Annotated in this window: 9 protein-coding genes; 6 read left to right on the top strand and 3 right to left on the bottom strand. The window is 73.3% G+C overall.

Annotated features, from left to right (window positions below):
• Entirely contained in the window at window positions 1-231 is a 231-nt protein-coding gene (locus tag OG553_RS12110) for a hypothetical protein (protein WP_405979003.1), read from the top strand.
• Between the two features lie 222 nt (window positions 232-453).
• Here the strand turns inward: OG553_RS12110 and OG553_RS12105 are convergent, their stop codons facing one another.
• The 3 genes from OG553_RS12105 to OG553_RS12095 form a co-directional block, all read right to left on the bottom strand.
• A complete protein-coding gene (locus OG553_RS12105) occupies window positions 454-3,678 on the bottom strand; it encodes a tetratricopeptide repeat protein (RefSeq protein ID WP_405979002.1) in 3,225 nt (1,074 codons plus the stop codon).
• Window positions 3,679-3,851: 173 nt separating this feature from the next.
• Window positions 3,852-4,799, bottom strand: a complete 948-nt coding sequence (locus OG553_RS12100; protein WP_405979001.1) for a hypothetical protein — start codon at window positions 4,797-4,799, stop codon at window positions 3,852-3,854.
• A gap of 46 nt (window positions 4,800-4,845) precedes the next feature.
• Entirely contained in the window at window positions 4,846-6,324 is a 1,479-nt protein-coding gene (locus tag OG553_RS12095) for an APC family permease (protein ID WP_405979000.1), read from the bottom strand.
• Between the two features lie 197 nt (window positions 6,325-6,521).
• Here OG553_RS12095 and OG553_RS12090 point away from each other — a divergent pair, with 197 nt between their 5' ends.
• From OG553_RS12090 to OG553_RS12070, 5 genes are all read left to right on the top strand, one after another.
• On the top strand, window positions 6,522-8,576 hold the full coding sequence (locus tag OG553_RS12090; protein WP_405978999.1) for a thioredoxin domain-containing protein: 2,055 nt from the start codon (window positions 6,522-6,524) through the stop codon (window positions 8,574-8,576).
• A 237-nt stretch (window positions 8,577-8,813) separates the two neighbouring features.
• The gene (locus tag OG553_RS12085; RefSeq protein WP_405978998.1) at window positions 8,814-10,145 is read left to right on the top strand and encodes a glycosyltransferase; all 1,332 of its coding nucleotides are present in this window, start codon (window positions 8,814-8,816) and stop codon (window positions 10,143-10,145) included.
• A complete protein-coding gene (locus tag OG553_RS12080) occupies window positions 10,142-11,869 on the top strand; it encodes an ArnT family glycosyltransferase (protein ID WP_405978997.1) in 1,728 nt (575 codons plus the stop codon). The genes OG553_RS12085 and OG553_RS12080 overlap by 4 nt, the downstream gene beginning before the upstream one ends.
• A gap of 6 nt (window positions 11,870-11,875) precedes the next feature.
• Window positions 11,876-13,075 (top strand): glycosyltransferase, encoded by a 1,200-nt coding sequence (locus OG553_RS12075; RefSeq protein WP_405978996.1) that lies wholly within the window; start codon window positions 11,876-11,878, stop codon window positions 13,073-13,075.
• A gap of 22 nt (window positions 13,076-13,097) precedes the next feature.
• Window positions 13,098-15,527 (top strand): galactose oxidase-like domain-containing protein, encoded by a 2,430-nt coding sequence (locus tag OG553_RS12070; protein ID WP_405978995.1) that lies wholly within the window; start codon window positions 13,098-13,100, stop codon window positions 15,525-15,527.
• Window positions 15,528-15,631: the final 104 nt, after the last annotated feature.

Below are 15,631 nucleotides of genomic sequence, written 5' to 3'. Positions count from 1 at the left end.
ATGAGCGCTACGCAGGCAGCAGTCACCCAGCTCCTTCCGCTGGCCGCCGACACCTTCGACAAGAACAAGGTGACCCCGGGCCTCCTCGGGTTCGTCGTGTTCGCCGCCCTCGCCCTTGGCGTGTGGGTGCTGATGAAGTCGATGAGCAAGCACATGGGCCGCGTCGACTTCGAGGAAGCCCCCGAGCGCGGCGCCGCCGCCCCGGCGGCCCCCGCCGCCGACACCCCCTAGGGACCCCGCGACACGGCGCGCGGGCGCCGTCCCGCCCGGCACGACCGGGCGGGACGGCGCTCGCGCGTACGCCGCCGCGCCGCCGGCGGAGCCGGGGCGCGGGCCGCACCGCCCGGCGGGTGGCCGCGCCGCGGACCGGCACGCGCACGCCCGGCACCGCCCGACACCGCCCGGCCGGGGTCGCGGCGGCCGGCGCGGCCGTGACCTCCGGCGCCCGCCCGGCTAGGGCCTTGGCAGGGACACGCCCATGATCTCGCGGGCCCGCAGGTTCGGGACCAGGCCCAGCCGCCACGCCTGCCAGCCCTCCGCCGGGTCCACCCCCCGCGCCAGCACCACCCCGTACGTCTCCAGGCAGTCCTCCAGCCGGCCGTCCCGCAGCGGATGCGGAGCCGCCGCCAGCCGGGCCAGCTCCGCCCGCGCCTCCTCCACCGCCGAATCGCCCGCGCCCGCGTACGGCAGCATCGTGCACCTCAGGAACCGCGCCCAGTCCTCCCCGCGCCGGTCCCCGTACGACACGAACAGCCGCACCGCGTCCTCGCACAGCCCGACAGCCTGCGGCACCCGCCCGTTCCCCGCGTCGATCACCGCCAGCTCCACACAGGTCCACCCCTCCCCGTGCGCCAGCCCGATCCGCCGGAAGTCCGCCCGCGCGTCCACCAGCAGCTGCCGCGCGAACCCCGAATTGCGCAGGTTCCCCGTCTGCGCCGCCCGCTGGTCCCGCGTCACCCGCCCCGAGTGGTAGCGGGCGTGCGCCAGCCCGTACACGTCCCGCATCCGCGAGAACATCGTCCGGGCCCGCTCCAGCTCCCGCACCGCCCGGTCCCGCTCCCCGTCCTCCTCCAGCGCCTGCCCCAGGTAGTACAGGGTCCACGCCTCGCCCCGCGCGTCCTCCGCCAGCCGGTGCCGCGCCAGCGCGTCCCGCAGCCGCTCCAGCGCCGCCTCCGGATCACCGTCCACCACCCGGGCCCGCCCCAGCTGCGTCAGCGCCCACGCCTCGCCCCGGTCGTCCCGCGTCCGCCCGTACAGACCCAGCGCCAGCCGCAGCTCCTCCTCCGCCCGCACCACCTCACCCGTCCGCAGGTACACCTGCCCCAGCTGGAAGTGCGCCCACGCCTCACCGTGCACGCTCTCGCTCTCCCGGTGCAGCTCCAGCGACCGCTCCAGCAGCGCCACCGCCTCCCCCAGCCGCGCCCGGTCCCGCTCCACCGCCCCCAGCGCGTGCAGCGCCCACGCCCGGTCCCCCGCCAGCTCCTCCGGCTCCTGCAGCACCAGCGCCTCCCGGATCCGCGCCGCCGCCTCCGGCAGGTTGCCCTGGTGGTGCAGGGTGATCCCCAGCGACACCAGCGCCATCCCCGCACCCGCCTCCTGCTGCGCCTCCCGGTACTGGTCCACCAGCGACGTCAGCGTCGTACGCGACTTGTCCAGCTCGCCCAGCTGCCGCGCCGCGATACCCGTACGCCACTGCACCGAACGGTTCAGCCGCCCCTGGTCCACCGCCCGCGTCAGCTCGTTGATCTCACCCAGCCGGTACAGGTCCCCGCGCAGCAGACAGAAGTCGCACAGCGCCCCCAGCAGGTCCAGCACCGCCTGCTGGTCCACCCCCTCCGAATGCCGCAGCGCCGCCGTGATGAAGCTCGACTCCTCGTCCAGCCAGCGCAGCGCCGCGTCCAGCGAGGAGAAACCGTGCCCCCCGAAGTGGTTGGCCCGGGTCGACATCTTCCCGTCGACCATCCGGATCACCGAGTCCGCCAGCTTCGCGTAGTCCCGCACCAGCCGCTCGTGCGCGGCCGCCGCCTCCGCCCGGTCCTCGTCCGCCGCCAGCCGCGCCGCCGCGTACGAGCGCACCGCGTCGTGCATCCGGTACCGCTCCCCGCGCACGAGGTCCAGCAGGCCCGCCCGGGCCAGCTCGCCCAGCAGCCGCCCGGCCTCCACCCGGTCCGCGCCCGCCAGCGCCGCCGCCGCGGCCGCCCCCAGTGAGGCCCGCCCCGCCAGCGTCAGGCGCCGCAGCAGCCGGCGCCGCTCCTCCGGCAGACGTACGTAGGCCAGCTCCAGGGCGTGCTCCAGCCCGCCGCCCCCACCACCGTCCGAGGCCCGCGCCGACCCCAGCGGAGCCAGCACCCGCAACGCCAGCGGCAGCCCCGCCCCCAGCTCCAGCAGCCCCTCCAGCGCCGCCCCCTCCGGAGCGGCCTCGCCCGCCGCCCGCGCCCCGGCCCGCAGCACCTCGGCCGCCTCCGCCTGCGCCAGGCGCACCACCGGCAGCTGGTACACCCACGCCCCCAGGTCCGCGGGCAGCTCCAGCGGCTCCCGCGCCGTGACCAGCACCAGGCTCTCCGACCGCTCCGGCACCAGCGCCCGCACCTGGCGCACGTCCACCGTGTCGTCCAGCACCACCGTCACCGGGAACCCCTGGAGGTGCTGGTGGTACAGCTCCGTCAGCCGGCGCACCTGCGCCTGGGCCGACGCCCCCTCACGGAACAACAGCTGCTCGCGCGGCGCCCCCAGCCGGTTCAGCAGGTGCAGCAGCGCCTCCCGCGTCGACAACGGCGCCTCGCCCGCACCCGTGGCCCCGCCCCGCAGGTCCACCGCGCACGCCCCGCGGAACTGGTCCCGCAGCGCGTGCGCCGCCCGCAGCGCCAGCGCCGTACGCCCCACCCCCGGCTCGCCGTGCAGCACGACCACCACCGGCCGGGTCTCCGTACTGGCCCGCGCCGCCTGCACCCACTGCGCGATCCGGGTCAGCTCGGCACGCCGGCCCGTGAACAGCGCGTCCGCGTCCGGGAGCTGCCCGAACGACTGCTCCAGCATGCTGCGCCGCCGCGCCTCCGCGCTGCGGTCCCCGGAGCGCACCTTCGCCGCCGCGCCGGTGCCGGTGCCGTTGACCGGCGCCCCGTTCGCGACGCGCCCGCGCACGGGACCCCGTACCGAAGCCGCCGCCACCGCCCGCTCCTGCTCCAGGAACGGCCGGATCCCGCGCACCTCCAGCGCCGTCAGCCACTGCAACCGCAGCTGCTCCGGCCCGCCCGGCCGGCCGGCCGCCCCGGCACGGCGGTTCGCCGCGGGCACGTGCAGGGCCGTCACCTTGGCCACCGTCGCCGCCGCCCCCGCGACGCCCACGACGATGCCCGCGCTGAACGCCGTCCCCGCGTCCACCCCGAACGCCAGGTCCGCCCCGACGGCGGCGGCCGCGGCGACGCCCGTCACGAACAGCGACGCCCCGGTGTTGCCCCGCCGGAACGCCTCCCCGAGGGACTGCTCCCCGGCGGCGGCCTCGTCCAGCGCCGCCACGTACGCCGCGTACTCCTCGCCGGCCGCCGCCGCGATCCCGTCCAGCGCCTCCCGCCCGCGCGCGAGCAACGCCTCGGGATCCCCCGAACCCGCCCGCCGGACCTCCTCCTCGACGGCCCGGGCCAGCACCCGTTCGGCCTCGACACGATGGCTGTCCCGCATCGGCATCCTCCTCGGAGAGCTCCGGAAACGTGCGCCAAGTGTCCTGCGGGACAGTCCGGAGCGCGAGGAATCTGAGCTATTTCAGAGGGAGTTGGAGGCCCGACGGACAACCGCGTGCATATATGTACGCCCCGGAGCCCCCGGCGCGGGACGAGCCGGACGCGCGATCCTCCTCAGGACCCCAGGACCCGGTCCCGCCACCGGACGAACGAGCCCTCCGCGTCCCCCGTGTACGACCACGGCACCCGCGTCGCCCGGTTCTCCAGCAACGCGAACACCGGCCCCGCCTCCGCCTCCATCCCCGCGTGCACCAGCCCGTGCGCCAGATGGTTCAGGTCCGCCACGTCCTGCGCGTACGCCACCGCCCGGCCCCCGAGCCACTTCTCCAGGGCCTCCCGCAGGTCCCACTGCGCCCGCCCCCCGCTCCAGTGCGTGGCCAGCCCGATCGCCGAACGCCCCTGCTCCTCCTGCGCGTACCGGAACTGCTCCGCCCGCGCCACCTGCGGCAGCACCGCCAGCGGCGAGCCGACCGGCGCGTACACGGCCGTGTCCCAGGCGAAGTTGTACGCCTCCCCGTGCGAACCGTGCCACCGCGCCGACAAGTACCGCAGCGCCTGGTGATGACCCTCCCGGTGGAACGGATCCCGGGCCCGCAGCTCCCTCCACCAGTGCCCCAGGTTCGGGTCACCGCCCTCGTACAGCCGCGCCAGCGCCACCAGCGACACGTACGGGTGCGGGTCCCCCGGAGCCAGCCCCGCCGCCCGCAGGCACAGCTCCGAGGCCCGGTCCAGCGCCCCGCGCGCCGGCAGCGCCCCGCCGCGCGCCACCGCGAACATCCGCATCACCTCGGTCTCCGCCCGCAGCACCGCCGCGTCCGGGTCCGAGGGGTCCGACGCGTGCCACACGTCCACCGTGTGCCGGTCCGCCGCCGCGTCCGCCAGCAGCCGGATGCGGTGCGCACGCCGGTCCCAGTCCTCACGCGGATGCCCCGCGAGCAGGTCCCGGGCACCCTCCCAGCGGCCCATCGCCATGTCCTGGCAGCCCTCTTCCAGGGCCCGGTCACCGAACGCCGGATCGTAGTCCGGGGCACCGGACCGCCGACGGCGCAGCCACGCTGACATGCGTACTCCTCGATAAGGGGCCGGGCCGGGGGCCGCGGGCGGTACGTCAGAAGTCGCTCAGGACGCCGTCCCGCCGGCGCCCCGCATGGGCGGCCGCGTGCAGCTCGCCCCCGACGGCCGGCTGCCCGGGATCCAGCGGCCGGGGGCCGAAGTACGGCAGGTCCCGCAGCCACGCCGCGAACATCGGCACCAGCCCCAGCGCCAGCGCCCCCAGCCCGATCGCCAGCGCGCTCCCCGTCAGCTCCGGCAGCGACACCACGAACACCCAGCCCATGAACAGCGCCCCCGCCAGCGGCCACACCCCGACGAAGAGCAGGTTCCCGGCCGACCGGAACAGCACCCTGCGGTACGCCACCACCGCCGAGAGGCCCGCCATCGCGTAGTAGAAGGCGATGTGCAGCCCGATCCCGCTCACCGCGTCGCGCACGAACTGCGCACCCGAACCGGCCGTGGCGGCGACCGCCACCACCAGCAGCGCCACACCCGCCATCCACCCGGTGGCCACGGCCGGCGTCCCCCACTCCCGGTGGATCCGCCCCAGCACGGAAGGCAGGGTACGGTCGCGGCCCATCGCGAACAGCGTCCGCGTCGCCTGCAGCAGCGCCGTCTCCAGCGTGGCCACCGTCGACAGCACGACCGCCAGCACCAGCAGCCGCCCGCCCCAGCCGGGCCACACGGCCTCGCCCAGCTCGGACAGGAACCCGTCGGGGTTCCTGCGCACCGCGTCCACGCCGATCAGCCGGACGGTGGCGACGGTGAACAGCGAGAACACCACGAACGACACCACCACCCCGATCAGCCCGCCCAGCCCGAACCCCCGACGGCCGCCGCGCGTCTCCTCGTTGAGGTTGCTCTCCACGTCCCAGCCCGCGTACATCACCCCGGCGACCAGCGCCCCGGCGACGAAGCCGTGCGCGGTGTCGAAGTGGCCGAAGCCGAACCAGGACGCCGAGAACTCCGTCCTGGGCCGGTCGGTGGCGAGCGCCGCGACGGCGAAGGACAGCAGCAGCGCGAGCTGCGTACCGGTGATGATCCTGCGCGCGTACGGGCCGATCCGCGCACCGAGCGCCACCACGACCGCCATGAGTACGAACAGCCCCGCACCCACCGCCGTCGCCGGCCCCGCCCGCCCGGCCAGAGCGGGCACCACCAGGCCGAGCACGGCACTGCCGGCGGGCCGGGTGGCGGCGACGAGGAACACGGTCGCGGAGACCACGAGGGCCCAGCCGCTCAGGAACCCGAGGAAGGGGTGCAGCGCCCGCGCCACCCACGCGTAACTGGCCCCGGCGTTGACGTCGAGGCGCCCGAGGTGGCGGAAGGCCAGCGCGATCCCGATGGTCGGGAGCGCGCAGTACAGCAGCACGGCGGGCCCGGCGAGGCCGACGGTGGCGACGAGTGCGGGAACCGTCGCGGCGACGGTGTACGCGGGCCCGCACCCCCCGACGGCCATGACGACGGCGTCGAACGTCCCGAACGCCCCGGCCCGCAGCTCACCCCCGCCACCGTTCCCGCCCCTCCTGCCCAACGCGCTGCCCCTTCCGGCCGTGTCACAGGGGGCCGATCTTGCCGACGCCGAAGTGGAGATACAAGCCCTACTCTTCGGTTTCTTTCGTCAACTGTCGATCAGGTGACGGAAATCGGTATCCAGATGCTGGACGGCTACGGATTTCGTTGTCTCACGGCGATGCCTGGGGAGCCTGCCCCGAGGGCTAGATTGGGCCCATGCCGAACCACCTCGCGAACGAGACCTCGCCGTACCTGCTCCAGCACGCCGACAATCCGGTCGACTGGTGGCCCTGGTCGCCGGAGGCGTTCGCGGAGGCGAGGGACCGGGACGTGCCGGTGCTGCTCAGCGTCGGTTACTCGAGTTGCCATTGGTGCCACGTCATGGCCCACGAGTCGTTCGAGGACGAGCTGGCCGCTGCCTATCTGAACGAACACTTCGTCAACATCAAGGTCGACCGCGAAGAGCGCCCCGACATCGACGCCGTCTACATGGAGGCCGTGCAGGCGGCGACCGGGCAGGGCGGGTGGCCCATGACCGTGTTCCTCACGCCCGACGCCGAGCCCTTCTACTTCGGGACCTACTTCCCGCCCGAGCCCCGGCACGGGATGCCCTCCTTCATGCAGGTCCTCGAAGGCGTGCGGACAGCCTGGACCGGGCGGCGGGAGGAGGTCGCCGAGGTCGCGCAGCGGATCGTGCGGGACCTCGCCGGGCGGCAGCTGGACTACGGGAAGGCCGGGCTGCCCGGGCCCGAGGAGCTGGGGCGGGCGCTGCTCGGGCTGACGCGGGAGTACGACGCCGCGCGGGGCGGGTTCGGCGGGGCGCCGAAGTTCCCGCCGTCCATGGTGCTGGAGTTCCTGCTGCGCCACCACGCCCGGACCGGGTCCGAGGGGGCCCTGCAGATGGCCGCCGACACCTGTGAGGCCATGGCCCGGGGCGGGATCTACGACCAGCTCGGCGGCGGGTTCGCGCGGTACTCCGTGGACCGGGAGTGGGTCGTGCCGCACTTCGAGAAGATGCTGTACGACAACGCGCTGCTGTGCCGCGTGTACGCGCACCTGTGGCGGGCCACCGGTTCCGACCTGGCGCGGCGCGTCGCGCTGGAGACCGCCGACTTCATGGTGCGGGAACTGCGGACGGAGCAAGGGGGGTTCGCCTCCGCGCTCGACGCCGACAGCGAGGAGCCGCTGAGCGGCAGGCACGTCGAGGGGGCGTACTACGCCTGGACGCCCGCGCAGTTGGCCGAGGTGCTGGGGGAGGAGGACGGGGCGCTGGCCGCCGCGTACTTCGGGGTCACCGAGGAGGGGACCTTCGAGCACGGGAAGTCCGTGCTGCAACTGCCCCAGGACGGGCCCGTGGTGGAGGCCGGGAAGGTCGACTCCATCAAGGAGCGGCTGCTCGCCGCGCGCGGCCGGCGGCCGGCGCCCGGGCGGGACGACAAGGTCGTCGCCGCCTGGAACGGGCTGGCCGTCGCGGCGCTCGCCGAGTGCGGGGCCTTCTTCGAGCGGCCCGACCTGGTCGAGCGGGCCATCGAGGCCGCCGACCTGCTCGTACGCGTGCACATGGACGGCATGGCCCGGCTGGCGCGGACCAGCAAGGACGGGCGGGTCGGGGCCAACGCCGGGGTGCTGGAGGACTACGGCGACGTCGCCGAGGGCTTCCTGGCGCTGGCCTCCGTCACCGGGGAAGGGGTGTGGCTGGAATTCGCCGGGTTCCTCGTCGACCTCGTCATGGCCCGGTTCACCGCCGAGGACGGCTCGCTCTACGACACCGCGCACGACGCCGAGCAGCTCATCCGCAGGCCGCAGGACCCCACCGACACCGCGGCCCCGTCGGGCTGGACGGCGGCCGCCGGCGCGCTGCTCTCGTACGCCGCGCACACCGGTTCGGCGCCGCACCGGGAGGCGGCGGAGCGGGCGCTCGGGGTGGTGCACGCGCTCGGGCCGCGCGCCCCGCGGTTCATCGGGCACGGACTGGCGGTCGCGGAGGCGCTGGTCGACGGGCCGCGCGAGGTGGCCGTGGTGGGTCATCCGGAGGATCCGGCGACGGCCGCGCTGCACCGGACGGCGTTGCTGGCGACGGCTCCCGGGGCGGTGGTGGCGGTCGGTCTGCCGCGCAAGGCGGACGGCAGCGGCGGTGAGTTCCCACTTCTGGCCGAGCGCACACTCGTGCGCGACCTTCCGACGGCGTATGTGTGCCGTCACTTCGTCTGCGCGCGGCCTACGACGGAACTGGTCTCACTGGCTGAGCAGTTGGGTGTGGTTCATCCGTGATTGTGGCAGAGTAGCGTCAATTCCGGTTGCTCGGGCGTCACTTGGAAACTTGGTTTTTATTCGAGTGGCGCCTGAGTTTCATTTTCACTGTCTAGTCTCGTGTTCTTCGGTAGCAACGAGACGGCGCGCCGGAGGGTGCGCGCGTGGGGGATGCGGGGGCGGCAGGCCGGGGGGCCGGGTCGTCACCGGGGGGTTTTCGATCGCCGCCTGGGGTGCGGCTCGGCTGTGGGGGACAGTTTGCTCACCTCTGTCTTTATTGCCGCCATTTCTCTGGCGCTCTTCTGGATGGCCGCGTTCACGCTGTGGTGGCAGATGCATGCCTGGCGGACGCCCGAGACGCTCGCCTCGACCCGCTTCGACAGCCCCGACGGCGGCGGGCGGCTGGCCTTCTCGCTGCTGCTGCCGGCCCGCCACGAGCAGGCCGTGCTGGAGCACACCATCGACCGGCTGCTCGAATCGAGCCACGCCGACTACGAGATCATCGTCATCGTCGGCCACGACGACCCCGAGACGGCCGCCGTCGCGGAGCGCGCCGCCGTCCGCGCGCCCGAGCGGGTGCGCGTCGTCGTCGACCACAACGAGACCAAGAACAAGCCGAAGGCCCTCAACACCGCCCTGCCGCACTGCCGGGGCGACATCGTCGGGGTCTTCGACGCCGAGGACCAGGTCCACCCGGAGCTGCTCACCCACGTCGACCACGCCTTCCGCTCCACCGGCGCGGACGTGGTCCAGGGCGGGGTGCAGCTGATCAACTTCCACTCCAGCTGGTACAGCCTGCGCAACTGCCTGGAGTACTTCTTCTGGTTCCGCTCCCGTCTCCACCTGCACGCCGAGAAGGGCTTCATCCCGCTGGGCGGCAACACCGTCTTCGTGCGCACCGCGGTGCTGCGCGAGGCCGGGGGCTGGGACCAGAACTGCCTCGCCGAGGACTGCGACCTGGGCGTGCGGCTGTCGTCGGTGGGCAAGAAGGTGGTCGTCGCGTACGACTCCGACATGGTCACGCGGGAGGAGACCCCGGGCTCGCTGATGAGCCTGCTCAAGCAGCGCACCCGCTGGAACCAGGGCTTCCTGCAGGTCTACCGGAAGAAGGACTGGCAGCAGCTGCCCGGCCGGGGGCAGCGCTGGCTGGCCCGCTACACCCTGATGACCCCGTTCATGCAGGCGGCCACCGGGGTGATCATCCCGGTCAACTTCGCGGTGGCGTTCTTCCTCGACGTGCCCGTGGGCATCGCGATCATCACCTTCCTCCCCATGATCACGGCGATGGTGACGTTCGTCTTCGAGATCGTCGGCCTGCACGACTTCGGCCGCCAGTACGGCCTGCGCGTGCGGTTCTCGCACTACCTGAAGCTCATCGTGGGCGGCCCCTTCTACCAGGTGCTGCTGGCGGGCGCCGCGATCCGCGCGGTCTGGCGCGAGCAGCGCGGCCGCAACGAGTGGGAGCTGACCAGCCACACCGGCGCGCACCTGACCTCCGCCACCTCCGGTGCCTCCACCGTGCCCGGGGCCTCCGCCGGCTCCGCCGCCACCGCCTCCGCCACTCCGATCCGAGAGGACAGCCTCCGGTGACCGCCACCCTGCCCACGGCCACTGATCCCCAGCCGGCTGACCCCACCGGCACCGACACCGCCCAGCTGCTGCCCGTACGCCGTCCGCCCGGCTCCGGCGGCTCCGGTCCTGCGGGTCCCGGGGGCCGGGGCGGCGGCGGTCTCGGGGTGCGCCCGGCGGCGTTCGCGCGCCCGATGGTGCGCTTCCGCTCCTCCAGGCCGGACCTGCTGCTGTGCGGGGTGATCCTGCTGGCGATCGTCCTCGTACAGGGCTGGAACATCACCAACTTCCCGACCCTGAGCGACGACGAGGGCACGTACCTCGCCCAGGCGTGGGCGGTCCAGCAGGGCGACGGGCTGGCCCACTACACGTACTGGTACGACCATCCGCCGCTGGGCTGGATACAGGTCGCGGGCCTGACGTACCTGCCCGCCCTCTTCGTGCCCGACTGGATGACGGTCGCGCCGATGCGCTTCTCGATGCTGGCCGTCTCCGCCGCCAGCTCGGTGCTGATGTACGTGCTGGCGCGCCGGCTGTGGCTGCCGCGCTGGGCGGCGGGGCTGGCGATGGGGCTGTTCGGGCTGTCGCCGCTGTCGGTGGTCCTCCAGCGGGAGATCTTCCTCGACAACCTCGCCGTGATGTGGATGCTGCTGGCCTTCTGCCTGGCCGCGTCCCCCAGCCGCCACCTGTGGCACCACTTCGGCTCGGGACTGGCGGCCGCCACCGCCGTCCTGACCAAGGAGACGATGCTGGTGGTGCTCCCGGCGCTGCTGGTGACGATGTGGCGCCACAGCCACCGCGACACCCGCAAGTTCGCCGTGACCGGGGCGATAACGGCCTGCGCGATGATAGGGCTCTCGTACCCGCTGTTCGCGCTGCTCAACAACGAGCTGCTGCCCGGCGCCGGGCACGTCTCCCTCATCGACGGCATCACCTACCAGATGAGCCGCCCCGGCTCCGGCTTCATCCTCGACCCCGGCACCGGTTCGAACGGGGTCTTCCGGTCCTGGCTGTACTACGACGCCGTCCTGCCGCTCGGCGGGCTCGCCGGTGCCGTGCTGCTGCTGGCCACCCACCGCTGGTCGGTGACCGCCCGCGCGCTCGCCGGGCCGGCCCTGGCCGTCGTGATCCTCGCCGTGGTCGCGATGCGGCCCTCCGGCTACCTCCCGGCGATGTACGTGATCCAGGCGCTGCCGTTCCTGGCCCTGGTCCTCGCCGGGGGCGCGGCCAGCGTCACGCACGCCGTACTGCGCCGCCGGCGTGCGCCGGGGGAGCGGCGGGGCGCGGTGTACGCGCGCCGGGCGCTGGTCGGCGTACTCGCCGTGGCGGCCGCCGCGTTCGTGCTGCCGCGCTGGTACGAGGGCAACCACACCGCCCTCACCGTCGACGCCAACGCCCCCTACCGGCAGGCGGCGGCCTGGCTCGGCCGGGAGGTCGCCGACCCGGCGAACACCCGCGTCCTCGTCGACGACGCGCTCTGGCTCGACGCTGTTCACCACGGTTTTGCACCCGGGGACGGCGCCATCTGGTTCTACAAGGCGGACCTCGACCCGGCCGTCACCAAGACCCTGCCGCGGGGGTGGCGGGACATCGACTACGTGGTCTCCTCGCCCACCGTGCGTCGCGACGCGGCGAACCTCCCCAACGTGAAGGCTGCTCTGGAGCACTCGACCGCGGTCGCCGTCTTCGGTACGGGCGAGGACCGTATCGAGATCCGCCGGACCGACCGCGAGAGTGGGAGCTGAACCACGATGAGCGAGGACCTGTGGCCCCCGCATGCCCTGGATGATCCGGAAGTCGACGCTCCGCCGGCCCGTGCCCATGGTCACGAGGCCGGCGGCGGCGTCACCCTGATCGTCCCGACCTTCAACGAGTCCGCGAACGTGGCGGAGCTGCTCGCCCGGCTCCGCGCGGCCGTCGGCGACCGGCACTCCTTCGAGGTGCTGTTCGTCGACGACTCCACCGACGACACCCCCGCCGCGATCGACAAGGCCGCCGCCGACTGCCCCTTCCCCGTCTCCGTACTGCACCGCGACAACCCCGACGGGGGCCTCGGCGGGGCCGTGGCCGCCGGGATCGAACGGGTCGGCTCCGACTGGATCGTCGTCATGGACGCCGACCTCCAGCACCCGCCCCACCTGGTCCCCGAACTCGTCGGCGAGGGCGAGCGCACCGGCGCCGACCTCGTCGTCGCCTCCCGCTACCTGCCCGGCGGCAGCCGCGCCGGACTCGCCGGCGGCTACCGGGTCGCCGTCTCGCGCACCGCGACCTGGCTGGCCAAGGGCCTCTTCCCGCGCGCCCTGCGCGGCATCAGCGACCCCATGAGCGGCTTCTTCGCCGTCCGCCGCACGGCCGTGACGAGTGCGGCGCTCCAGCCCCTCGGCTACAAGATCCTGCTGGAGCTCACCGTCCGCTGCCGCCCCGAGCGGCGCGCCGAGGTCCCCTTCGTCTTCCAGGACCGCTTCGTCGGCGAGTCCAAGTCCACCGCCCGGGAAGGGCTGCGCTTCCTGACGCACCTCGCGGCCCTGCGCTCCGCGAGCCCCCTCGCGCGGATGATCGGTTTCGGCCTGATCGGGCTCTCCGGCTTCGTGCCCAACCTGCTGGCGCTCTGGCTGCTCACCCACGCCGGAATGCAGTACCTCGCCGCCGAGGTGCTCGCCAACCAGGCCGGGGTGCTGTGGAACTTCCTCTTCATCGAGACGCTGCTCTTCCGCGACCGGCGCCGCCACCGCCACTGGGCGGACCGCCTCGGCCGCTTCGCCCTCCTCGCCAACGCCGACCTGCTGCTGCGCATCCCGGTGATCGCGCTGTTCGTGGGCCGCTTCGGCATGGAGGTGCTGCCCGCGACCGCCCTCGCGCTGGTCACCACCTTCGTCCTGCGCTTCGCCGCCACCGAAGCGCTCGTCTACCTGCCGCGCGGGCCACGCGCGGCGCGCACCACCAGGAGTTGAGCCGTACCGAAAGGACCCGTGTATGCGTAGGAAGATCCGACGGGGGTCGGGGCGGGCCGCCCTGACCGCCGTCGGCGCGATGACCGCCTGCCTGCTCCTGACCGCACCCCAGCAGGCCACGGCCGGGGCGCCGAACCTGCTGACCAACCCCGGCTTCGAGACCGCGGGTCCGGCCGGCTCCGACATGCCCTCCTGCTGGTCGAAATCGGGCTGGGGCGACAACGACTTCACCTTCGCCACCGTCGCCGACTCCCACAGCGGCACCAAGGCCATGAAGGTGTCGGTGACCCGCCGGGTCAGCGGCGACCGCAAGGCCCTGGTCACCGAGAACGCGGCCTGCGCGCCGACCGTGGTGCCGGGGAAGCAGTACGACCTGTCGGCCTGGTACAAGTCGAACACCCCCGACGTGTCGGTGACGGTGTTCCGGCACGACACCACCGCCGGCTGGCAGTACTGGACCGACCTGCAGAACCCGCCGGTCAGCGCGGCGTGGGCGCGCACGGAGGTCCGTACGCCCGCCGTACCGCCGAACACCGACAAGATCGCGTGGGGTCTGTCCGTCTACGGCGTGGGCACCCTCACCACCGACGACTACGCGCTGGAGGAGGTGGGCGCGGTCCCGCCGGGGCCCGCCTGCACCGGCACGGCCGAGCAGTGTGCCAAGGGCAAGTGGGAGGTGATGGGCACCCAGAACCCGGTGCGCTCGATGCACGCGGTGGTCCTCAAGAACGGCAAGGTGCTGCTGATCGCCGGCTCCGGCAACGACATCTCCCAGTTCAACGCGGGCACCTTCACCTCCGCCGTCTACGACCCGGTGGCGGGCAGCGTGAAGACGATCCCGACGCCGGTGGACATGTTCTGCTCGGGTCACGTGCAGCTGGCCGACGGCCGGGTGCTGGTGATGAGCGGCAACAAGGGCTACCCGTCGGCCGACGGGAAGATCGGCTACCAGGGGCTGAAGGACAGCTACGTCTTCGACCCGGCCACCGAGACGTACACGAAGACCAACGACATGAACGGCGGCCACTGGTACCCGTCCGCCACCATCCTCGGCAACGGTGACGTGATCTCCTTCGGCGGGCTGAAGGAGGACTCCACGGGCAACGTCACCGCGGAGAAGTTCTCGGCGGCGCAGAACAAGTGGCTGCCGATGAACGAGGTCAACCAGACCTGGTCGTACTGGGGCCTGTACCCGTCGATGATCCTCATGCAGGACGGCCGGCTCTTCTACTCCGGCAGCCACACCTTCGGCAACGGCACGCCCGGCTCCGGCGCCTCGGTCTACGACTACGACGCCAACACCATCACGGACGTGCCCGGCCTGCGGAAGAAGGACGAGAGGGACGAGTCGGCGAGCGTCCTGCTGCCCCCGGCCCAGGACCAGCGGGTGCTGACCGTCGGCGGCGGCAACAACGAGACCAACCCGGCCGCCAACCGGCTCACCGACATCATCGACCTGAAGAAGCCGAGCCCCGCCTACACCGCGGGCCCCGACCTCCCGCAGGGCCTCGTCGACACCGGCACGGGCAAGCGCCCGCAGACCGGCGCCGAGGGCAAGATGTACGTCTCGGCGGTGCTGCTGCCCGACGGCAAGGTGCTGGAGACCGGCGGCGGCCTCCACGACCGGGCCGACCCGGTCTTCGAGTCCTCGTTCTTCGACCCGGCGAGCAACACCTACCAGGCGGGCCTCGCCACCGACCCGATCCCGCGGACCTACCACTCGGGGGCGTTCCTGCTGCCCGACGGGCGGGTCATGTCGGTCGGCGACAACCCGGGCAACGGCACGTACAACCACGCGGTGTCCGTCTACAGCCCGCCCTACCTGTTCAAGGGGCCGCGCCCGAAGCTCACCTCCGTGATCGACACGGAGTGGGTGTACGGGGACACCCAGCGGATCACCGTCGACCGGCCGATCGCCAAGGCGGAACTGATCCGCCCGGCGGCGGTCACCCATTCCTCGGACCCCAACCAGCGGTTCGTGGACCTGCCGATGACGGTGATCGACAACAAGACCATCGACCTCAACGTCACCAGCAACCCCAACCTGGCGCCGCCCGGCTGGTACATGCTGTTCGGGGTCGACGCGAACGGCGTCCCGTCGGTCGCGACCTGGGTCCACCTGGGCGGGGCCCCCGCCCTGGCGGCGGCGGCCAAGACGGACGGCAAGCAGCTGCCCGCCCCGCACGAGCACTCCTTCGCCGACAAGCTCGCCGCGCCCAAGGCCAACCCCGCGCAGCGGGACTCGGCCCCGGTCGCGCCCACCGTGGCCGGCTGCGACCGGCACTACGGAACGGCGAGCGTCTGCGTACCGGGAACCTTCCCGGCGGAGGTGAAGAAGACGACCAAGGACCGCTGCGAGTGGCTGGCCGCCCACCAGTTCCCGAAGCGGATGAAGGTCAACGGCAGCGATCCGCTGCGGTTGGACCCGGACAAGGACGGCTACGCGTGCTGAGCGCGTAGCGCCCCAAGTGCACCCGTTTGACGGCCCGTCGTCCCGCGAGGGAGGCGGGCCGTCCTCCTACGCTGAGCGCTGGGTTCTTCCGGCCCGTCCCGTTC

The sequence above is a fragment of the Streptomyces sp. NBC_00158 genome (assembly GCF_045160885.1).
Taxonomy (GTDB): domain Bacteria; phylum Actinomycetota; class Actinomycetes; order Streptomycetales; family Streptomycetaceae; genus Streptomyces.
The sequence above is the reverse complement of the archived record's forward strand: the minus strand, read 5'-3'. Positions and strand labels throughout refer to the sequence as shown.

Coding starts and splice junctions, on each gene's coding strand:
- OG553_RS12070 (WP_405978995.1), top strand. CDS start 13,098: ATGCGTAGGAAGATCCGACGGGGGTCGGGGCGGGCCGCCCTGACCGCC.
- OG553_RS12090 (WP_405978999.1), top strand. CDS start 6,522: ATGCCGAACCACCTCGCGAACGAGACCTCGCCGTACCTGCTCCAGCAC.
- OG553_RS12105 (WP_405979002.1), bottom strand. CDS start 3,678: ATGCGGGACAGCCATCGTGTCGAGGCCGAACGGGTGCTGGCCCGGGCC.
- OG553_RS12075 (WP_405978996.1), top strand. CDS start 11,876: ATGAGCGAGGACCTGTGGCCCCCGCATGCCCTGGATGATCCGGAAGTC.
- OG553_RS12110 (WP_405979003.1), top strand. CDS start 1: ATGAGCGCTACGCAGGCAGCAGTCACCCAGCTCCTTCCGCTGGCCGCC.
- OG553_RS12100 (WP_405979001.1), bottom strand. CDS start 4,799: ATGTCAGCGTGGCTGCGCCGTCGGCGGTCCGGTGCCCCGGACTACGAT.